General features: G+C 39.9%; 19 protein-coding genes and 4 tRNA genes. 6 read left to right on the top strand and 17 right to left on the bottom strand.

The window, feature by feature from the left end; all coding sequences use genetic code 11:
* Window positions 1-175: 175 nt before the first annotated feature.
* The 15 genes from H5090_RS15330 to H5090_RS15260 form a co-directional block, all read right to left on the bottom strand.
* Window positions 176-2,086 (bottom strand): aminotransferase class V-fold PLP-dependent enzyme, encoded by a 1,911-nt coding sequence (locus H5090_RS15330; protein ID WP_182696132.1) that lies wholly within the window; start codon window positions 2,084-2,086, stop codon window positions 176-178.
* Window positions 2,087-2,381: 295 nt separating this feature from the next.
* Complete coding sequence (locus tag H5090_RS15325) at window positions 2,382-3,071, bottom strand: GGDEF domain-containing protein (protein WP_024591501.1); 690 nt, start codon at window positions 3,069-3,071, stop codon at window positions 2,382-2,384.
* Window positions 3,043-3,606 carry a hypothetical protein gene (locus H5090_RS15320; RefSeq protein WP_154903405.1) on the bottom strand — a complete coding sequence of 188 codons (564 nt, stop codon included), beginning with the start codon at window positions 3,604-3,606 and terminating at the stop codon, window positions 3,043-3,045. The genes H5090_RS15325 and H5090_RS15320 overlap by 29 nt, the downstream gene beginning before the upstream one ends.
* Window positions 3,581-4,213, bottom strand: coding sequence for an endonuclease III (nth, locus tag H5090_RS15315; RefSeq protein ID WP_182696131.1), 633 nt, complete (start codon window positions 4,211-4,213; stop codon window positions 3,581-3,583). The genes H5090_RS15320 and nth overlap by 26 nt, the downstream gene beginning before the upstream one ends.
* 49 nt (window positions 4,214-4,262) lie before the next feature.
* A complete protein-coding gene (locus H5090_RS15310) occupies window positions 4,263-4,961 on the bottom strand; it encodes an electron transport complex subunit E (RefSeq protein WP_182696130.1) in 699 nt (232 codons plus the stop codon).
* Window positions 4,958-5,599: an electron transport complex subunit RsxG gene (rsxG, locus tag H5090_RS15305; protein ID WP_182696129.1), complete on the bottom strand. Its 642-nt coding sequence runs from the start codon at window positions 5,597-5,599 to the stop codon at window positions 4,958-4,960. Before rsxG ends, H5090_RS15310 begins: the two co-directional genes overlap by 4 nt.
* Complete coding sequence (rsxD, locus tag H5090_RS15300) at window positions 5,596-6,654, bottom strand: electron transport complex subunit RsxD (RefSeq protein WP_182696128.1); 1,059 nt, start codon at window positions 6,652-6,654, stop codon at window positions 5,596-5,598. The genes rsxG and rsxD overlap by 4 nt, the downstream gene beginning before the upstream one ends.
* Window positions 6,651-9,107: an electron transport complex subunit RsxC gene (gene rsxC, locus H5090_RS15295; protein WP_182696127.1), complete on the bottom strand. Its 2,457-nt coding sequence runs from the start codon at window positions 9,105-9,107 to the stop codon at window positions 6,651-6,653. Before rsxC ends, rsxD begins: the two co-directional genes overlap by 4 nt.
* 8 nt (window positions 9,108-9,115) lie before the next feature.
* Window positions 9,116-9,670, bottom strand: coding sequence for an electron transport complex subunit RsxB (gene rsxB / locus H5090_RS15290; protein ID WP_007585357.1), 555 nt, complete (start codon window positions 9,668-9,670; stop codon window positions 9,116-9,118).
* Window position 9,671: 1 nt separating this feature from the next.
* Complete coding sequence (rsxA, locus tag H5090_RS15285) at window positions 9,672-10,253, bottom strand: electron transport complex subunit RsxA (protein ID WP_008172491.1); 582 nt, start codon at window positions 10,251-10,253, stop codon at window positions 9,672-9,674.
* Window positions 10,254-10,465: 212 nt separating this feature from the next.
* Window positions 10,466-12,409, bottom strand: a complete 1,944-nt coding sequence (locus H5090_RS15280; protein WP_182696126.1) for an EAL domain-containing protein — start codon at window positions 12,407-12,409, stop codon at window positions 10,466-10,468.
* Window positions 12,410-12,557: 148 nt separating this feature from the next.
* Window positions 12,558-12,634: transfer RNA gene (locus H5090_RS15275), tRNA-Asn, on the bottom strand.
* Window positions 12,635-12,663: 29 nt separating this feature from the next.
* A tRNA-Asn gene (locus H5090_RS15270) sits at window positions 12,664-12,740 on the bottom strand.
* 21 nt (window positions 12,741-12,761) lie between these two features.
* Window positions 12,762-12,838 (bottom strand) — tRNA-Asn (locus tag H5090_RS15265).
* A gap of 21 nt (window positions 12,839-12,859) precedes the next feature.
* Window positions 12,860-12,936, bottom strand: a tRNA-Asn gene (locus H5090_RS15260).
* A 1,051-nt stretch (window positions 12,937-13,987) separates the two neighbouring features.
* Here H5090_RS15260 and H5090_RS15255 point away from each other — a divergent pair.
* The 5 genes from H5090_RS15255 to H5090_RS15235 all read left to right on the top strand — a co-directional run bounded on the left by H5090_RS15255 (window position 13,988) and on the right by H5090_RS15235 (window position 20,104).
* A complete protein-coding gene (locus tag H5090_RS15255; protein WP_182696125.1) occupies window positions 13,988-15,367 on the top strand; it encodes an MATE family efflux transporter in 1,380 nt (459 codons plus the stop codon).
* Window positions 15,364-17,358, top strand: coding sequence for an excinuclease ABC subunit UvrB (gene uvrB, locus H5090_RS15250; RefSeq protein WP_039487290.1), 1,995 nt, complete (start codon window positions 15,364-15,366; stop codon window positions 17,356-17,358). Before H5090_RS15255 ends, uvrB begins: the two co-directional genes overlap by 4 nt.
* 2 nt (window positions 17,359-17,360) lie before the next feature.
* Window positions 17,361-18,299 (top strand): class I SAM-dependent methyltransferase, encoded by a 939-nt coding sequence (locus H5090_RS15245; protein ID WP_182696124.1) that lies wholly within the window; start codon window positions 17,361-17,363, stop codon window positions 18,297-18,299.
* The gene (locus H5090_RS15240; protein WP_182696123.1) at window positions 18,300-18,980 is read left to right on the top strand and encodes a tRNA (adenine(22)-N(1))-methyltransferase TrmK; all 681 of its coding nucleotides are present in this window, start codon (window positions 18,300-18,302) and stop codon (window positions 18,978-18,980) included.
* A gap of 101 nt (window positions 18,981-19,081) precedes the next feature.
* Window positions 19,082-20,104, top strand: coding sequence for a hypothetical protein (locus tag H5090_RS15235; protein WP_182696122.1), 1,023 nt, complete (start codon window positions 19,082-19,084; stop codon window positions 20,102-20,104).
* A gap of 4 nt (window positions 20,105-20,108) precedes the next feature.
* On the opposite strand, the gene H5090_RS15230 is transcribed toward H5090_RS15235, so the two are convergent.
* Window positions 20,109-20,351, bottom strand: a complete 243-nt coding sequence (locus H5090_RS15230) for a hypothetical protein (RefSeq protein ID WP_010553668.1) — start codon at window positions 20,349-20,351, stop codon at window positions 20,109-20,111.
* Between the two features lie 197 nt (window positions 20,352-20,548).
* Here H5090_RS15230 and H5090_RS15225 point away from each other — a divergent pair, with 197 nt between their 5' ends.
* Window positions 20,549-20,998: an isoprenylcysteine carboxylmethyltransferase family protein gene (locus H5090_RS15225; protein ID WP_007378935.1), complete on the top strand. Its 450-nt coding sequence runs from the start codon at window positions 20,549-20,551 to the stop codon at window positions 20,996-20,998.
* A 93-nt stretch (window positions 20,999-21,091) separates the two neighbouring features.
* Here the strand turns inward: H5090_RS15225 and queC are convergent, their stop codons facing one another.
* On the bottom strand, window positions 21,092-21,748 hold the full coding sequence (queC, locus tag H5090_RS15220) for a 7-cyano-7-deazaguanine synthase QueC (protein WP_182696121.1): 657 nt from the start codon (window positions 21,746-21,748) through the stop codon (window positions 21,092-21,094).
* Window positions 21,749-21,854: the final 106 nt, after the last annotated feature.

Genomic DNA, 21,854 nt, shown 5'->3' with positions numbered 1-21,854 from the left:
ATCTTTGATCAATTTAACGAATTAAATTGCACTATAACGTCGTTAAAAATTTTTTATTTAGAACAACTAGATACAAAAATTTTTGCCTAGTTCTAGCGTAATTTTCTTAACGTTAAATAGACCCCGTATATAAGCAGGTTGGTATTATTATCGAGATAGTATTAAACCAATACCGTTACTTCTTAACCTTACCCTTAAGAACATAAATTTCACCATCGAAACTGCCTTGTATCGTCAGTCCTTGGCTTGCCAACTCTTGCAAATATTCAACATGATCATCAGTGATATGCTGGCCTGGGACTAAAAGCGGAATGCCCGGTGGGTATGGAGTAACTAAACCTGCACAAATGCGGTTGTTACTTTTGCTAATAGGCACAGATTCGCGGTCGCCATAAAAAGCATCGCTTGGAATACACGCCAAGTCTATGGCTGGTAAATTTTCAGGTAAGCGAGCTCTACGCGTCGATTTCGATAGTTTTACTTTACCGCTGTCTAGCTTTTTCAATGCATTGTACAAACGAATTATTTTTGAGCGTGTGCCGCCAAGCGTCAGTAAAACCAAAATGGTGCTGTGTGTGTGTTTTTCTATCTCTAGCCCAATTTCATCCAGTAGATATTTATGAATATCTTTTAATGAGTAAGGTAGCTCACTAATATCAATAAGGATCTTTAATGGGTCGTGGCCCATATTATCACCACTAAAATGCGGGAATATTTCCATAAAGTCTTGCTTAGCTAATACTTTAATTTGCTTAAGCGAGGCCATCTGTTGTTTAAACTCCTCAACATGATTTAGCAGCGCATTGAGCAGCTTATAGCCTTCCATCTCTAATTGCTTTTGGCACACGTCAAGCGATGCAATAAGCTGATATTTAGGCGATGTACTAGCGTAGATACTATAAATCTCTCGAAAGAAATCGGCATCAAAATCGGGGTCGTTAATATGAATATAAGACGCTTGAGAAAACGCCGATACTACTTTATGCGCCGAATGCGTAATGTAGTCAGCCCCTGCATGTATCGCAGAATAATGACGAAAGCTAGGATGAAACAAAGAGTATGCAAACCAGGCTTCATCTATAAATACCTTAATACCATATTGATGAGCATAATCTACGACTTGTTTTAGGTCGCTAAGTAAGCCATCGTAAGTACAACCGGTAAGCACTAGTAATTTAGCATCAGTATTGTTTTCAATTGCTAACTTGATGTCGGCCAACGATGGTGGCGCGAAAATGCCATATTTTGGGTTTAAGATACTCGCCAAATAAATAGGGTAACTGGCTGATTGCAAGATGCCATAGTGTACTGACTTATGGCAATTACGGTCGACAATTACTTTATCTCCCTTGCGCAGCAGTGTCTGCAAGATGATTTTATTTGAGGTGGATGAACCATTTGTAACAAAGTAGGTGTGTTTAACTTCAAACGTCGCCGCGGCTGATTCTTGGGCGCGACCAATAGTATTAGTGCTGTCTGATAATGAACCTAGCGAGTCTACCGAAACCGACAGGTCGCCAACAAATACATTGCGGCCGTAAAACTGATAAAAATCTTTAATGTAAGGTGAGTTTCTAAAGCTAGAACCCCCACTATGACCCGGTGTATGCCAAGAGTCGTTTGCTTCACCAACGTAACGACGATACGCCGTCCAAAATGGCGTTTCAGAGCGGTCGTCAAAATCGTTAATCATATAGCCTAAAATAGCTTCTGGGTCAGAAATCACTTCATCTTTAAAAAAGAATGATTCGATTTCTTCTGATTCGTTTACGATCTCCAGCCCTTTAGTGTCGTCGCCAATAACATAAACCGGCAACTCAAGGCGAATTGCCTTTAACTCTTCAATAAAGCGGCTATACATCCGCTCACCCACTTTGTTGTGCATATCCCAGCTTAGAACCACGGCTTGAATATCACCATCTTCCTCTACACATTCCAGCGCGTGCTTCAGCTCGAGGCACTCAATAATATCGATATGAATATCGTCTCGCTCAAAGTTAGGAATGGACTTTGACAGATTCGTTGAAAGCCCTTGTAAAGTGGCTGGGTCTTGTTCAATTATCAAGATACGAAGTAGAGGTAGCATAAAGGGTTTCGCAATATAATTTTATAATGCCCACTAGCATAACCAAAGGAGTGAGCGTTGTGAAATTAATACTTTGATAATGTTCTATTAATAGTCACATTCTGCGGGTTATCTAAATTAAATTACAAAAATATTGCTAGGCCTTGGGTTAAAAATACGACTCAATTTATTGTTAGTGAGCGTTTAGTTAATGCGGCGCAATTTATTTAATAATATAGAATCGACTGGCAGCTAAACGATTAGCTATCTTATCACTAGAGTTCGAATAGAAGTGTGCTAGCCAAGGTTTAACCTGTTAGTTATCAAATACGATAACTTGATTTTTACCAGCACTTTTAGCTTGATATAACAGTTTATCTGCGTTTTCATATAATTTTTCAAACTTACAGTGTTTTGTATCGCCTTTATCTACACCAGCACTAATTGTAACTCTTTGCAATTCAGGTGATATATCAGTTAAATTAAGACTCGCAATTGCCTCTACAAGCCGTTGTGAAATCATTTTTACAATTTCAACATCATGGCTAGGAAAGAAAACTACAAACTCTTCTCCGCCATATCGCCCTACAATATCTTTCTCTCTAGTTTGAAATTTTAGAGCATGGGCTACTCTTTGAAGGACTTTGTCACCAGCATTATGTCCAAATTGATCATTGATGAGTTTAAAGTTATCTATATCTGCAATTAGTAAAAAGCCGCTTTGTTTATCTAAGCGTGAAACTTGTTCATGGAAGCCTCTCCTATTTAATACTTTTGTCAAAGGGTCGATTAACGATTCATTAGTGATGGTTATATTTAGTCGTTTTAATCTTTTAATATGTCGAAATGAGAAAAGTAAAATTAGAATGAAAAGGCTAAGATTAATGAACAGAATTATATTTAACCTAATATGATCAGCCGCTTTGTTTTGCCAATCTATTTCGCTTGGAAATGCAAAGCTACTGAATAAAGAAAGGCTAATTAGTGCTAAATTTAAAATATACATTTTTTGATAAAGTAGAAACACAAATTAGGCAACTTATAAATGAATGTAATAATAGACCTTGAATACCAATACTTAAATAGGGCCCAATCATCTTTGCATCAGATACATCTAGCAAAACACCCCATGAAACAACCAGGTATAAAAATCCAATTAAGAGTAGAGATAAAGATATCGTTTCAGGCTTCAACTTAGTTACATACGTTGAAAATAAAATTATAAGAAGTAATGAGCTTATAGAAGATAAAACAGTCATCGGCTCAAACCAAAAACTTGGGGCCTCAATAAAAGAATGATTTTCATTAGCTTCCCAAAACTCAGGAAAGGTCAAAACCTGTAAAAGATCGACATTTGAAAATATGATCAAAAGTTCTTCAAATGTTACTCCCGCAACAGACTCGTTAAAAGCAATAAAGGTGATAAAGCCATTTGAAAGCCAGATACAGAAGGCTGAAGTAATTGCTAAAAGCAAATTGTATAATTGAGTTTTACCACTATAGCTTTTCAACTCGTTATTCCGTTTTTTCTTTAAACTCACACAAGTCTTCAATAATACAGCTGCCACACTTTGGTTTACGTGCTACGCAGGTGTAACGTCCGTGCAGTATCAGCCAATGATGCACGTCTACTTTAAATTCTTTTGGTACAACCTTTTCAAGCTTTTTTTCTACAGCTACAACATCTTTACCCATGGCAAGCTTTGTACGGTTAGATACACGAAATATGTGTGTATCTACGGCTATTACAGGCCAGCCAAAGGCGGTATTGAGTACAACATTAGCGGTTTTACGGCCAACGCCTGGTAGGGCTTCTAGGGCTTCACGATTTTCTGGCACGATGCTGTTATGTTCATCCACCAAAATTTGGCACATTTTGTACACGTTGGCAGCTTTAGAATTAAATAAGCCGATGGTTTTTATATAATCACGCAGTGTATCGTGACCTAAGTCTAAAATGGCTTGTGGCGTATTGGCAACAGGGAACAACTTTCGAGTGGCTTTATTAACGCCTACATCGGTTGCTTGCGCTGAGAGGGTTACCGCTACTAGTAACTCAAATGGGCTTGAATATTCAAGCTCTGTAACTGGATGTGGGTTATCGTCGCGTAGGCGCGACAGTATTTGGTGACGTTTTTCTTTATTCATGCAACTTAAAACGTATTAGTGCTAATTGTTGCTCTAATACGTTTTCCCCTTAAGTTAAGCTAGTAACACGTGCTCGAGGGCCTTTTTCAGCCTCTGGCGGTGCAATTTGCTTTGATTTTATTTGTGCGTCAATTACGTTTTTAGCAGCAATAAGTAGTCCAAGACCTAAAAAGGCACCCGGTGGTAAAATTGCCAGTAAAAATTGGTTATCAAAGTTAAATACTTCTATGCGCATGCTCAGTGCCCATGGGCCAAGTAATAAATCGGCTCCGTCAAACAGCGTACCTTGGCCAATGAGTTCACGCATAGCTCCTAACACTAACAATACAGCCATAAAGCCTAAACCCATCATTAAGCCGTCAAATGCTGATAAATGAACAGGATTTTTAGAGGCGTATGCTTCGGCGCGGCCAATAATGGCGCAGTTAGTTACAATCAACGGGATAAAAATCCCCAATGATTGATACAAACCAAAGGTGTAAGCGTTCATAAGTAATTGAACTATAGTTACAAAGCCCGCGATGATCATTACAAATACAGGTATACGAATATCTTTTGGCACCCAGTTACGCACAATTGATACGGTAACATTTGAGCCTATTAATACGAGTAAAGTTGCTAAGCCCAAACCTAAGGCATTTGTTACAGTTGAGGTAACGGCAAGCAGTGGACATAAACCTAAAAGCTGCACAAGGGCAGGGTTATTTACCCATACACCTTCTTTGTATAATGTTTTTAACTCACTCATTTAGCTACCTCCATACATTCGGCATTAGGTGCTGCAAAAATATCATCAAAATTAGTTTGTGCGAACAATACGGCATTTTTAACAGAGCCCACAACAGCACGTGGCGTTATGGTCGCGCCTGTAAATTGATCAAACTGGCCGCCATCTTTTTTAACAGCCCAGCGAGCGTCTTCTTCGCCTTCAACCGTTAAGCTTTTAAATGTTGTGATCCAAAGTGATTTTTTAACTTCTACTTTGTCGCCTAGACCAGGGGTTTCTTCGTGTTTAGTCGTACGAACGCCAGCAATAGTGCCATCGCTTAATACCGCTGTTAATAAGTTAATATCGCCACTGTAGCCATTTGGCGTAACATGCCTAATAACAACAGCGACTGGTTTATTGTTTTTACGAGCACGGTAAATTACTTGATTTTCGTATGGGCCTAGTTTTTCGTCAGTAATAACTACGCAATCTTGTGATAATTGATTGTCGTATGATTTTGGGTCGAGCACTTCTTGTAGTTGCGCAGTAAGTTGTAGCTGTTCTTGCTCTGCAATTTTATCGGCAGTAAGTGCATTGATAGAGGCAACTAAGCCTGTTGTTGCTAATGCAAACGCAGTTAAAATAGCACCATTTTTAGCCATTGACGAAATGATCATTTTACTGCTCCGTGGCCATAAGTACGCGGCTGTGTGTAGTAGTCTATTAGCGGCACTGCAATATTAATCAGTAATACGCTAAATGCGATGGCATCAGGAAAACCACCAAAGGTACGAATTAAATAAATTAGTAAGCCAATTAGCGCGCCATAAATTAAGCGCCCTTTGTTAGTTGTTGCTGCAGATACCGGATCGGTTGCTATGAAAAAGGCTCCCATCATAGTGGCACCACTTAATAAGTGAAATAGGGTGCCCGGCTCTGTACCAGGTGATGCGATATAACCAATAGCACTACATACAGCTAAACTTGCGATAAAACTAACAGGAATATGCCAGTTAATTATTTTTGCTTTTAATAAGTATAAACCACCGGCTAAAAAGCCTAAGTTAACCCAGGCCCAACCAAGGCCAGCCCATTCGTTAAATATTGGCTTTTGCATGCTTTCGGTAACGGTTAAACCGTGGGCTATGTCTGTTTTAACAGTATCTAGTGGTGTTGCCATTGTTAGGCCATCAACCCCTGCGCGTACTTGATCTAGGCTAAACCCAGAGGCCGTAAAATCGGTGAATATTAGCCTTAGCTGATCAGCAAAGCCTATTGGCGTATTTATTAAATCAGTAACAGGCAACCATGCGGTCATTTGCACCGGAAACGAAACTAATAGCAGTACATAAGCCGCCATTGCTGGATTGAATAAGTTAAACCCAAGGCCGCCATAAAGCTGTTTAACTATAACGATAGAAAATAAACAGCCAATAACGATTATCCACCAAGGCGCAAGTGGTGGAATACTCAGTGCCAATAACACGGCAGTAAGCCACGCACTGCCATCACTTAATGCAGGCCAAACAGGGCGCTTTCGTATTAGCATTATTGCAGCTTCAAATACGCTTACAGCAACAAGCGCGAGCACCAGTTGAATAAGTACACCTGTTCCAAAAAAGAAAACTTGAGCAATTAGCCCAGGAATACACGCAGCAATAACGCTAAGCATTAATCGCGTTAACGATTTATGGCTGTGATTATGCGGCGAACTGGTCATGGTTAATTTCATGACTGATTATTTCCTTCTTTTTGTAACTTTTTAGCTTTTGCTCTCGCAATTGCAGCAGCCACGGCGGCTTTTTTCTTATCGTCGGCTGATTTAGGTTTATCTGCGTTAATAAGAACTGATGAGTCATCGGTGTTACTTTCTGCACTCTTAGGTGCTGCGCTATCAACTTGTAGCTCTTGGGGCTGAGTTTGTTCGGTATCTTCTAGTGCTTTAGCCGCTTTTTTAGCTTTAGCACGAGCTATGGCCGCAGCTACCGCTGCTTTTTTATCATCAACGGGCGTATCGCTTTGTGACTCTTCACTTGTGGCTTGCTCGGCTTCTTCTAATGCTTTAGCTGCTTTTTTAGCTTTAGCACGAGCTATGGCCGCCGCTACCGCTGCTTTTTTATCATCAACAGGGGCATCACTTTGTGGCTCTTCACTCACGGTTTGCTCAGCGTCTTCTAATGCTTTAGCTGCTTTTTTAGCTTTAGCACGAGCTATGGCCGCCGCTACTGCTGCCTTTTTGTCATCAACAGGGGCATCACTTGGTGACTCTTCACTTACGGGTTGCTCAGCGCCATCTAATGCTTGTGCTGCCTTTTTGGCTTTAGCGCGAGCAATGGCTGCAGCTACCGCTGATTTTTTGTCATCAACGGGGGCATCAGTTTGTGGCTCTTCACTCACTGTTTGCTCAGCGTTATCTAATACTTGTGCTGCTTTTTTAGCTTTAGCTCGAGCAATGGCTGCAGCGACTGCTGATTTTTTATCATCAACGGGTGTAGTCTCGGCCGATTCATCTGTTTGCGATTTTTGCTCTTTATATTTACGCGCTTGTTCTTTACGTAGTGCGCGTTCTTTTGCTACTTCGCTGTTATCTGGCTCTAGTTCTTCGCCTTGTTGCTTTTTAGCTTTAGCGCGTGCAATAGCGGCAGCAACAGCTGATTTTTCATCGCCGTTATCTGATTTATTTTTAACGCGGGCTAGTGCCTCTGCTACTTTTTGTTTTTCGTCAGCAGATTTAGCGGCAGGTTTACGTTTATGGCGGTTTTGGCGTTCTTCTTGCTCACGCTCTAAACGTTCTTTTCGGGCATCAAAACGCTCTTTTGCTCTGTCGGCTTTAATTTTGTCAGCTTGTTGTTCTTTAATTTCAACTTTGGCTATACGGTAATACTGTACAAGAGGGATTTCGCTTGGGCACACGTATGCACAAGCACCACATTCAATACAATCAAATAAATTGTGCTCTTGTAGTTTGTCGTACTCTTTTGATTTAGCAAACCACTGCAATTGTTGTGGCAGTAAAGAAGCAGGGCAGGCATCGGCACAGGCGCTACAACGTATACAGGCTTTTTCAGGGCCGGGCTCCGCTAGCTCTTTATGATCAGGCGCTAAAATACAGTTAGTGGTTTTAACTATGCCAATACGTACTGTGGGTAGTGTAAAGCCCATCATTGGGCCGCCCATCACAACACTTTGCTGCGGTACAGGCGAGAAACCTTGGCAATCAAGTAAGTGCTTTATTTCAGTACCAAGCAGTGCCCATACATTTCCAGGTTTATGAATAGTGTTACCTGTTACCGTAACTATACGCTCAATTAGCGGTTTGCCTTCATAAACGGCTTGTTGTACGGCAAACAAAGTACCCGTGTTATGCACTAAAATACCAATATCGGCTGGAATACCAATGCTAGGAACTTCACGGTTAGTAAGTAATTTAATTAATTGCTTTTCACCGCCAGATGGATAAATAGTTGGCACCGTTTGAATAATAATTTTTGAGTTATGCTCAGCTGCTTGCTTCATTGCTGCAATAGCTTCAGGCTTGTTATCTTCTATACCCACAATGCACAGTGTTGGGTTTAAAAGTTGCTGCATTATTTCAATGCCTTGGATAACTTCTTTAGCGTGTTCGCGCATTAAAACGTCATCGGCAGTAATATAAGGTTCGCACTCAACAGCATTTACAATCAAAAATTCGATAGGTTGCTTAGTATCTGCTTTTACATAAGTAGGAAAACCAGCACCACCCATACCGCTAATACCGGCTTGGTGAATAATATTTATAAGATCGTCATGACTAAGCTCAGCAGGATTTTTATTTTTATTTAGAGCTACCCATTCGTCTTTGCCGTCTGGTTCAATAATAACACTTAGTTCTGGCAGGGCCGATGGATGTGCTGATGGCATAGGTGCAATATCAGTAACCACACCAGAGCTTGGCGCATGCACAGGTACCGACCAGTTAGCAGCAGGCTCTGTTAGTGGTTGGCCTTTTAAGACGTGTTGGCCTTTTTCTACAAGTAACTTACCGTTTGCGCCTATATGCTGCTTAAGCGCAACAATGAGTTTATCGGGCAAAGGTAGGCGAGTGATACTCGCACTATTAGAGAGTGATTTTTGTTGTGGTGGGTGTATGCCGCCAGGAAATGCCCACACGGTGCCTTTTTTTATTTGTTCAAGTAACTTGTCCACTCAAACCTCTAATCTATTTGTGTAACAGGAATAGCGTCTAGCTGCCATTTCCAGTTTTGTTTAGTTTCGGCTACAGGTAGCATATCAATGCAATCTACAGGGCAAGGCTCAACACATAAATCACAGCCAGTACATTCATCAATTAACACGGTATGCATTTGACGAGTTGCGCCTAAAATAGCGTCAACTGGGCACGCTTGAATACATTTGGTACAGCCAATACATTCATCTTCGCGAATATAAGCCACTGTTTTTATAGGTTCTGCTTGCTCGCCACCGGCAAGTGGTTTTTCATCAACCCCCATTAAGCCGGCAAGCTTTTTCATGGTAGATTCTCCGCCTGGTGGGCATTTATTTATTTCATCGCCATTAGCTATGGCTTCGGCGTAAGGGCGACAACCCGGGTAGCCACATTGTCCGCATTGAGTTTGCGGTAAAATAGTATCAATTTGCTCAACAATAGGGTTACCTTCAACGCGAAAGCGAATTGCTGCAAACCCTAAAATAAGTCCAAAAATGAGTGCTAGCGAACCAATCGCTATCAAGGCATAAAACAAGGTCATATTAAAACTTCACTAATCCAGTAAAACCCATAAACGCCATCGACATTAAGCCTGCAGTGATCATTGCAATAGAGGCGCCTTTAAAAGGCGTAGGAACGTCAGCAGCTGCTAAACGCTCTCGTAGTGCTGCAAACAATACAAGCACTAAAGAAAAACCAACCGCAGCACCAAAACCATATACCGCAGATTGTAAAAACGAATGATCTTCTTTGATATTTAATAAAGCCACACCTAATACCGCACAGTTAGTGGTGATCAGCGGTAAAAATATGCCTAATAAACGATATAGGGTAGGGCTGGTTTTACGCACAACCATTTCGGTAAATTGCACTACAACGGCAATCACTAAAATAAAGCTCATGGTGCGTAAAAAGGCGATATCCAGAGGGATTAAAATATATTGATTAACTAAATAGCTAGTTACAGAGGCAAGGGTAAGCACAAACGTGGTTGCCAAAGACATACCAATCGCCGTATCAAGCTTACCTGATACGCCCATAAACGGACATAAGCCTAAAAATTGTACTAATACAAAGTTATTAACCAGAACGGTTCCAATCAATAACAAGACATATTCTGTCATGTGTGCCTCACGCTATTAAAGTCCTGCTTATTATCCTTTTTTCTGCCCCGATAAACAACATTTGCGAGTCGTTATCAGTTAAATAAACGCAAGGACAAACATATTGATCACAAGGCTGTAAAATTAATGTGATTTTGATGTAAGGAATTAGTCAAATAGCAGAAACAAAAAAAGAGCAACGAATGCTCTTTTTTGTATTAATTGAAAACTAATTAAATGTCTTTAGGTTTTTCTATGTAATAACCTTGAACGCCATCTAAACACAACGTTTCTATAATGTGTTTCTCTTCTTGGCTCTCAACGCCTTCAGCAAATACGCTAACACCAATGCGGTGGGCTAAATCGACCATTAAGCGCATAAAGTACTGATTATTTTTATCATCTTCTAGACCGCGAGTATAACTTGCATCCATTTTAATAAAATCAGGTTTTAAATCGCGGAAAAACTTAAATGAAGTTAAGCCAACACCAAAACGTTCAACTGTAACGCGTGCGCCAACACGGTGAACCATGTCGATAAAGCGCTTACTAGCCTTGATGTTTTGCTGTAAACCAAACTCGCTTACCTCAAATACTAGTTTAGATGCAATATGCGTATCTTTCAATAATCGGCGCTCTAGCCAAATTACAAACTGATCGTTGTGTGCACTTGAGGCTGTTACGTTTAAACCAAAAAACTTTTCAGATAAATTACGGCTTTTAACTTTTTCAAGAGAAGAGTCGATGATCAGGCGATCAATTTCTATTGCCATATCAAGTTTTTCGGCCATTGCTAAAAAAGAAGCGGTAGGCAGTACTTGATTGTCTTCTGTTTTAAATCGAACTTGTACTTCAGCGTAGGCTTTTATGCTTTTACCAAGCGGCATAATGTTTTGCATCACTAAATGCACACGCTTAGATTCTATAACTTCCTTAATAACCTTACGCCAGTTTTGATTACCAAACCCCGCACTTACGTTATTAACTAAATCGGTTTCGCGTTGTACGTGCCATGCATTAACTTGCTTTGACTGCGCCATGCTCATCGCGTTATCAACAACAGAAAGCAGTTCGCCTAACGGTTTACCTTTTTCGTAACCTACAATACCCGTATTAGCTACCGAGCTTAACTCTTGGTTTTGTTGGTACTGCGTGAAGCGCGATTGCAGGTTTTCACCAAAGCGCTCAGCTTCTTTTAAAGGAATGTGGGGGAGTACTACCGCAAAATCAGAGCTGTTTAATCTAAATACTTGGCTACCCGTGTAAGTGCCGCTTATGTGCTTAATAATATCGGCAACGCCTTTAACGTACTCGTCACCTTTTTGATAACCACGGCTTTGGTTTATAGCTTGTAGTTCGCTACAACGAACCATAGCTAAAGAGCCAAATGTACTTTGCTCAGTGTTTTCAATATTTTTTTCGTAGTACTCAACAAACATATTACGATTACCAAGCGAGGTAATTACATCTTTGTACGCTTCATGCTTGATAGTCATAGCAGCGCTTTGTATGTCTTCGTTCTTGTTTTTTAAAAAATGTGATAACCGATTAAAGCTAGGTACTAAATCTTTTCCCATTTTTTTCAATCGAGTGCCATCTAATGCTGTTTCTAAATCATTATCAACTTGGTTTTGATTGATATAAATATCGATAATGTCAGCAACTGTTGTACTTATATTTTTATTTAAATGATAAAAAATAGATTTCATTAGAATTATTGGAATAATAACTAAAATGGCAGAAATCAAAATAACAATAAAAAGGGACGTTTGTAGCTGCGACGCTAAATGCTCAATGTTAAGTACAAATTCAACTTTTATATCTGCGGCATCGTTTACAGCAAACTGTGGGCGTACAGAGTTAAAGTTAGAGAGTACAAAATCAGCAAACATTGGTAATTGAGTAGGGGGGTTAATGCTAAATACTTCAGCACCTTGGTAATCTCTTAGAGTAAAGCTTGAAAACGTATTACCATCTGCAATTGATTGTTTTAAATTTTGAGCAGAAATATCGTCTAAAGAAAGGTCATTAATATACTTAGTAACAGTCGTTTGTGCATTTTTTTGTGCATCACTTACCGCAGTATCAAAGCTTATAGATATGAAGTAGCTTCCTGCTGCAACACACAATAACCAAGAGATAATTTGTATAAAAATAAGTTTTTTAAATCCAGCCATGTTTTCAGTCTTTTAATAATCAAAAGGGAAGGAATCAAGTCCTTGATTAATAAACTAAGTACAGCGCATTAAAGAATTAAACTAATGCTTTAGTTATATAAGGAAGAGTAGTGGAAATAGCTTGGAATGTCTATGAAATTCTTAGAATTGGCTCCCCCTCCCCGACTCGAACGGGGGACCTGCGGATTAACAGTCCGTCGCTCTAACCAACTGAGCTAAGGGGGAACTAAAGTACTGATATTATTATGATGATTTGGCTCCCCCTCCCCGACTCGAACGGGGGACCTGCGGATTAACAGTCCGTCGCTCTAACCAACTGAGCTAAGGGGGAACTACATCATAAACATAAACTTGGCTCCCCCTCCCCGACTCGAACGGGGGACCTGCGGATTAACAGTCCGTCGCTCTAACCAACTGAGCTAAGGGGGAATCGTTTATGGTTGAAAAACTTGGCTCCCCCTCCCCGACTCGAACGGGGGACCTGCGGATTAACAGTCCGTCGCTCTAACCAACTGAGCTAAGGGGGAAGCGTCTTGCCTTTCAACGGGGCGAAATATTAATGACCGAGCCGCAAAGTGTCAACATATAAAAGTCATAAATTGAAAAAAGAGGTTTATTCGTTGTTTTTGTGTTCGATCTGCGTGATTTATAGCTCTATTAAAGCTGTTTTTTTAAGAATTTAAGAATACTAATGCGAGTTTTATTATTGTTGAGTCTTTAAATTGGTTAAATTAAACACGCTATTAAGGCCGCTTGTAATTAAAAAACAACTCAAAAACATAAAATTTCATTTTTTACTTTGGGGTATTCTTCGTATTTATTTACTTTTTTATTTTAATTTTCTAAAAATATACCTGCACGAATAGTCATAAAAGTATTTTCCCTCTTAATAGTGATCCAATTTTGATCTATAAATTGAGCATTTATTATCTTCGCTCAAAAATAGAACAATCAATAACTTAACTTTGTATTAAACGTTTTTTATTTACTAACGTATAAGTATGTTAAGAAGAAAAATCGGCAAGCTTGCGTTTTCAGTGTGAGTTTATAAAAATGCCACAATTAGCAAATCAACAATTGGTTGGACCTCAGCGAAAATTGCGAGTCTCTCAAGGCCTTTATAAATGCGGCTTTGAATGAGTTATCCACGGTTTCTGTGGATAACTCTGTTTATGAAACTTTAAGAACATCATCGGCACCAATGTTTTAGGGTGCTACAACGATTTCAAGCTTTTAAATCACTATTTTTTATTCATTGTAAAACAGTGGGTTATGTTTTGGTGGCTAATAGATGTAACTCCATGAATGAATTTTTTCGTAACGATAAACCAAGTAGTTGCTTTGTGTAAAAAAGCATCAGATAACACAGGGTGTTTGTAATAAAAGTTATAAAAATGTGTTTTAATTGTTTTTTGGCGTGTTTAGGCTCTATTTTAACAAAAAGATGTAAAAACCAAGTTTTACTATTTTTTAGAATATTTACTTCCGTAATTACATCAATTGTGGTGATAAATCCGTGGCTTGAACTGCCTTGATGCTTTAAAATGATTCGTTCAGTAAAAGAGGCCTATTTATTTCATGCGCGCAATTTCAAAATCTCAGACTCGCCCAGATTTACTAAACGATCCTATCTTGCCTACATTAAAGACGATGACCATACCGATGATATTCGGCATGATCACACTAATGATGTTCAATATTGTAGACACCTTTTTTATAAGCTTACTTGGCACCGAACCACTAGCTGCCGTGAGCTTTACATTTCCGGTTACTTTTACCGTTATCAGCTTAGCAATAGGGCTGGGGATCGGTACATCAGCAGTAATAGCGAAAGCGCTCGGCAGTAATAAAATTGATGAAGCACGTTTTGATGCCAGTATTTCTTTAATGGTTGGTGTGGTTCTGGTTATTGTGTTGTCATCTGTTGGATATTTACTGATTGACCCCATATTTACTTTGCTAGGAGCGGGCGCGCAAGTATTGCCGTTAATACACGAATACATGAATGTATGGTTTATCGGTAGCGTATTTTTAATAACCCCAATGATTGGTAATTCGGTACTGCGTGCCAGCGGTGATACCAAAACGCCAAGTATAGTAATGGGCGGAGCAGGGCTGATAAACGCCGTACTTGACCCAATACTTATATTTGGCTTTGGGCCGGTACCCGCGTTAGGAATTCAAGGCGCTGCCATAGCAAGTGTTGTCGCATGGTCGGTCGCTGTGGTTATTATTTTATATATATTAGCGGTTAAAAAACGTTTGTTGAGTCTAAAAGCGGGCAAGCAAACTGTAACTGGCGCTATTCGTAAAATATTAAAAATTGGTTTACCTGCTGCAGGTGCAAACATGCTTACACCTGTTGCAATGGCTGTAATGACCGCCTTAGTAGCGCATCATGGGCCAGAAGCCGTGGCCGCATTTGGAGTAGGAAGCCGGATAGAATCTATTGCAAGTATTTTAGTGCTTGCGCTATCGATGACATTACCGCCATTTGTGAGTCAAAACTTTGGGGCTGGCAAATTATGCCGAGTTAAAGATGCGTATACCGGCACACTCAAATTTGTGATGATATGGCAATTTGCCATTTACGTATTACTAATTGCATTTTCAGGTGTTATAAGCCAATTATTTGGTAAAGAACAAGCCGTAATAGATGTAATTAAGCTCTTTATTTATACCATCCCACTAAGCTATGGCTTACAAGGGGTGATCATATTATCAAACTCATCGTTTAATGCTTTACACAAACCAATGAACGCATTGGTACTAAGCGTTATTCGTTTATTCATATTTTATGTACCATTTGCTTATATCGGCAACGAAATAGCCGGATTATTAGGGTTATTTATAGGCGCTGCCATAGGTAATTTATTTACAGCAATAGTTGCATATAAATGGTTTATGAAAAAACTAGAAGCGCTGAGCGGCGAATCGTTACAGGAGTGCAATAATTGAGCGACCATTTTCAGTTAAAATCACATTTCAAACCAGCAGGCGATCAGCCTACCGCCATTAAACAGCTATGCGAAGGGTTAGAAGCGGGGCTTGCACACCAAACGTTATTAGGTGCCACCGGTACAGGTAAAACCTTTACTATGGCCAATATTATTAGCGATTTAAATCGTCCAACAATAATAATGGCGCACAATAAAACATTGGCTGCGCAGCTATACGGCGAGATGAAAGAGTTTTTTCCTAAAAACGCGGTTGAATACTTTGTATCGTATTACGATTACTACCAGCCAGAAGCCTATGTTGTATCTAGCGACACATTTATTGAAAAAGATGCTTCGATAAATGAGCACATAGAGCAAATGCGTTTAAGCGCGACCAAAGCATTACTTGAGCGTCGCGACACCATTATTGTGGCATCGGTATCGGCTATTTATGGTTTGGGTGACCCTAAATCGTACATGAAAATGATGCTGCTTTTAAAAGTGGGCGAAAAAGTAGATCAACGCGACATGCTACGCCGCCTTGCTGAAATACAATATACCCGCAATGATATAGATTTTAGCCGAGGTACATACCGCGTACGTGGCGAAGTAGTTGATATATTCCCAGCAGAATCAGACACTTTTGCTGTACGTGTAGAAATGTTTGATGATGAAATAGAACGCTTAAGTATTTTTGACCCGCTTACCGGTGCAATTGAAAAGCACATAGTGCGCGCTACTATTTATCCTAAAACGCACTATGTTACCCCGCGTGAAAAAATACTTGGCGCTATCGAAAAAATAAAAGAAGAACTAAAAGAGCGACGCGCCCAGTTACTCAGTGCAAACAAATTAGTAGAAGAGCAACGTGTAGCTCAGCGAACGCAATACGATATAGAAATGATGACCGAGCTTGGTTATTGCTCGGGTATAGAAAACTACAGCCGTTATTTATCGGGTCGTACGCCAGGCGATCCGCCGCCAACATTGCTTGATTACCTACCTGATGACGCATTAATGATTATTGATGAATCGCATGTAACCGTATCGCAAATTGGTGCAATGTATAAAGGCGACAGAAGCCGTAAAGAAAACCTTGTTGAGTATGGTTTTAGAATGCCCTCAGCAATGGATAATAGGCCACTGCGTTTTGAAGAATTTGAAGCCATAGCACCACAAACTATTTATGTATCGGCAACGCCTGGCGACTTTGAGTTAGAGCGCTGCGCGGGCGAAATAGCAGAGCAAGTAATTCGCCCAACAGGGCTGCTCGACCCACTTATAGAAGTACGTCCTGTGGGCGATCAGGTTGATGATTTACTCTCAGAAATATACAAAAGTGTGGAGAAGGGCGAACGCGTACTGGTAACTACACTTACTAAACGTATGTCTGAGGATTTAACAGACTACCTAAGCGAGCATAATGTAAAAGTACGTTACTTACATTCAGACATTGATACCGTTGAGCGCGTAGAAATAATTCGTGACTTACGAGCAGGTGTGTTTGATGTGTTAGTGGGCATTAACTTACTGCGAGAAGGCCTTGATATGCCAGAAGTGGCACTTGTTGCCATACTTGATGCTGACAAAGAGGGCTTTTTACGCTCAGCTCGCTCGCTGATACAAACCATTGGCCGTGCTGCGCGTCACTTAGATGGCCGCGCTATTTTATATGGTGACAGAATTACAAAATCAATGGCAAAAGCCATGGACGAAACAGCACGCAGGCGCGAAATTCAGCATGCATACAACGTTGAGCACGGTATAGAGCCTCATGCTCTGGCTAAAAAAATACTTGATGTAATGGATGTAGGCGAGGAAGCGGCTCCTAAAGACAACCTTAAACTGATACGTAAAGAGTCTAAAAAGGTTCTTAGTGCGAAAGAAATTGCCGTGCAAATTAAGCAGCTTGAAACCAAAATGCATGCATACGCAAGCGACCTAGAATTTGAAAAAGCGGGCTCTGTTCGCGATGAAATACATGAACTACAACAACAGTTGATTAATTAAAAATGACAGCAAACTTAACACCTCTTATTACTGCGCTTGAAGACGCGCCAATTTTAAAAAATGAACTGTGTCGTGTTTTTCATGGCCGAGGCCACAGCGTCGAAGCATTAAGCCATATTAATTTAGACTTTTACCCGCCCAGTTTATTTTTGGTTTCGTACGATGAAATTGACGAGCAAACACTAAGCGAGCTCACCAATGCTGTGTGGCAGTGGGCGCAAGAAAATCAGCCTGAGCTTATTACGTCACTTGTGTACCAGCAACGTGCTGGCGTACAAAGCCAAAACACCGTGGTTTATGGGCAATTACCTAACCCACATGTTGTAACCGAAAATGGTATTCGCTTTTTGGTTGATTTACAGAGCCGCCAAAATACCGGAATATTTCCCGATATGCGCAGCGGCCGTGAATTTGTAATGGCTAATAGCAAGCATGGCAAAGTGCTTAATTTGTTTTCATATACATGTGGGTTTTCGCTTGCCGCCATGCAAGGCGGGGCAGATCATGTGATGAACATGGATATGAGCAAAGGCGTGCTAAAAGTCGGCAAGCAAAACCATCAGCTAAATGGTTTTGATCGCGGCGTAAGTTTTTTACCTCACGATATTTTAAAATCCTTTGGAAAACTAAAAAAAGCAGCCCCGTTTGATTTAATAATAGTTGATCCGCCAAGCTTTCAAAAAGGCAGCTTTATATTAACTAAAGACTATCAAAAAGTGCTGCGCAGGTTGCCAGAGCTACTTTGTGATACCACACAATTACTATTGTGTGCTAATAGCCCAGAGCTTAGCGAAGATGTATTTAAAGCATTAATAAACGAGAACACCCAAGGCGCAATTGAATTTGTTGAGCGCCTAGCCCCCACCGAGCGTTTTATTGAAGTTGACAGCGACAAAAGTTTAAAAGCGCTTGTCTATAAAACGTCACAAACACCTGCTTAAATGAAGCTCAGTAAACGCCTAACTGTCATTGATACATTAATTTCGCAACATCACGATATTATTTGGGATTGTTGCTGCGACCATGGTTATTTAGGCATGGCGCTATTAAAACGCGCAGCTGCAAGCCAGGTTATTTTTGTAGATATAGTCGCCACTTTAATGAACGATTTAGAAGCGCAATTATCATCTATTAATAAATTACAAAAAACCTGTGATAAAAATCCGCAGTGGCAGGTCTTATGTCAGGATGTAGGCAAAATAGAAATTGCTCAAAGTAAAAGCCAAGTAGTTGTAATAGCAGGTGTTGGCGGTGAGCTGTTGTTAAGTTTAGTACAACAAATCATTGCTAATAACGCAGTTGAGCATTTAAATAATGTTCGGTTTATTTTATGCCCAGTGCATCACACTTATAAGTTGCGAGTGGGTTTAAAACAACTTGGTTTAGGGCTTGTAAGTGAGCAAATAGTTTACGACAACAAACGTTTTTATGAAGTGATTGAAGTGAGCTTTAGTACCAATATTGAGATTAGCCATACCGGCAACAAAATGTGGGACTTTGCTAGTACAGAGCACGATATGTACCAACGGCAACTCATAAATCATTATAATAAAATGCTCAATAAAGATAAGCCATACTATCAAAAAGTTATAACAGACTATCAAGAACTCACCGATAGTTAAAAAAGCCCAAAAGTAGGGCGTACATGTGATCTAATTACGACATTGATGACGTAATGTGTTCATAGTTTATATCGCACAACGCGAGTTTATTTGGTTTATTTATGTCAGATAACAAGAGCCACATTAATCATTTGCTTAGCAATGAGCAAAAATGGCAACACAGTTACGAGCAACCTATTTCTTATGCACCCCTTGTGCAATTGGCTAATAGTAATTGGGTGGTGCCACAGCATTTTTTACGTTACAAGCACACGCTTCAAAGCGTAAACGAAGTACTTGAGAGTATTGAATTTTCGGCTCACTTTAGAGTGCTTGCTGCACAAAAAGGTGAAGAAATTTACCTGCAAGTAGCAGTGCTGAGCCCTGATAACTACCAAAAAAGCGCATCTACTAATGAAGCGAAAGCTAAAAAACTATTATTTGGCAGACGCTGGATAGTAGAGGAAAACTTACCTACCTCAGAGCTTATTCAAACCGCATTTTTAGCGTTAAAAGTAGCGCGAGAACATGAAGTAAGAGAACTTTTCCAGTTAATGCAAAGCGGCGCAACAAGTACGCCATTTAATAACCATCACGACTTACCTGTAATGGCGCAAAACCCTGAACTTGTTAAAAGCGAAGCGGTTACAAGTAACGTTGATGAAGTGCTTAAACGCATTGTATTTGCAGGAAAAAGCATTGAGCTTAAAAGCCAGCAGCAAATAGCCGAGCAACATTTATATACTGTTGAGCTGTTGTGTGAAGATTGTCAACTTAGCGAGTTTAATAAAAAGACAATCGCGTTTTTAACAGCAGATCCATCCGCTAATAGCTTTTTACACGCCTTAATTACAGCATTAGTAGCCACAAGTAATGACTATGTAAACGAGCAGTTTAAATACAAAGATTTTGCCCGCTTTAGTAAGCACGTAGTGGTTGAACAAGTAGGTAATCTAAGCATCGCTATGCGCTCGCCAAGTACCGTAGGGCTTTGCTCTATGGGTAAGCAACATGCTAATCAGTTAAACTTTGAGATAGACAGCGGGCGAGCACCACAGGGCTGCGGGCAAGCTATTGGTGGATTTTTAGCTGCTCACGGCATTGAGCAGCCAGAAAATGCGCATTTATATCCAAATTACTTATAACAACTTAAAGTTTATTAATTTCATCTTTAACGTTAAAGCTTGAATCAGTAACAATAGCCTCAAGTGTTTGTACACGCTCTTTTAATGCAAGCACTTGTGCGTTTGTTTCAGCTAGTTGTTTATGGGCATCGCTGTTGTTGTTTTGCATTTTATGCTTAAATTCAAGATGCTTTTTATACATATCGTAAACTACTCCTGAGCCAACCGAAATTAGCACAATAAGTACAATCATCGTAGTTCCAGACATAACCTCATTCCTTATCATTTTATTATTCGTTTATGGTTAAAGTATAACCTTTAAGCGCTTTTGATAAAGCTGACAATTGTAACTTAATTTGTATACTTTATTTAATTCAGCTTTGAGCGTGTTCATCATTTATACACTTTAGATATTGTTTAATGGCTGCATAAATAAACATACTTTAGCCAATACAGTGAGTTGCCATGTTAAATAATAAAATACCTCCCGTTATTGTTGTGCTGTTTTTTGCAGGCATAATGGCGCTTATTGCGCATTACAGTGTTATTGATTTCACCGCATTTATTACCTACTTAGCAGCAAGTTTGGTCATTATTGGGTGTGTTTTTTGTATTGCAGGGGTAGCGAGCTTTAAAATAGCAAACACCACAGTAAATCCTAATAAACCTGAGCAAGCGTCAAAACTTATTACGAGCGGCATTTATAAAATTTCGCGTAACCCAATGTATGTGGGTTTTGCATTTATTTTAGCAGGGTGGGGTGTTTGGTTAAGTTCCTTGTGGGCGCTTTTATGTATTATCGGGTTTATTGCGTATTTAACATTTTTTCAAATAATACCCGAGGAGCGTGCGCTCACTAAATTATTTGGTGAAGAGTTTACCGCCTATAAAGCGCGCGTAAAACGCTGGCTGTAATCAATACCATTAACTTAAAACCTGACAAACAAAAAAGGCTATCGATGATAGCCTTTTTTGTTTGCAGCAATTGTATTACTAATTAATTGCGGCTTATTCGTATTCTAACGGGTCTGTAATGTTATTTAGTGCAAATGCTTCAAGGCGCTCTTGGCACGCGCCACATCTACCACAGGCCTTTTCACGGCCGTTATAACAGGTCCACGTTTGGCTGTAATCTAAACCCATTTCAATACCGTCGGTTAAAATACCAATTTTAGTATTATTTAAATACGGGCTAAAAATTTCTACCGCGTCGTAGTTCGCAATACGACACACATCATCCATTTTTTGCACAAATTCAGGACGGCAGTCAGGGTAAATAGCATGATCCCCAGAATGAGCGCCGTAATAAACTTGGCTAGCTTTAAGTGATACCGCGTAACCAACAGCAAGCGAGAGCAAAATCATATTACGATTAGGTACAATCGTACTTTTCATGCTTTCTTCTTCGTAATGGCCTTCAGGTACGTCAATATCATCAGTAAGTGATGAGCCACCAATAAGTTGGTTAATCGCCGAAATATCAACAATTTTATGTGGAACGTTTAATTTTTCACACACACTTGCCGCTACTTTAAGCTCTTTTACATGACGCTGACCATAGTCAAATGAAAGGGCATATACATCATGGCCTTGTTGCAGGGCTTTATTTAATACGGTAAATGAGTCCATACCGCCGGAATAAATAACAACTACTTTTTGCGTCATATCTGTTTTGCTCTTAGTTTTAATAGAGGTTTATATCAGGGCGCGATATACTACACGGCCGCAGCTTAAATAACAATTTTTGCACAGCGCTTTTTGGTTTTTTAAT

The organism is Pseudoalteromonas sp. SR43-5 (assembly GCF_014163835.1).
GTDB lineage: Bacteria > Pseudomonadota > Gammaproteobacteria > Enterobacterales > Alteromonadaceae > Pseudoalteromonas > Pseudoalteromonas distincta.
Note: the sequence above shows the minus strand (reverse complement) of the source record. Positions and strands in the feature narration are given on the sequence as shown.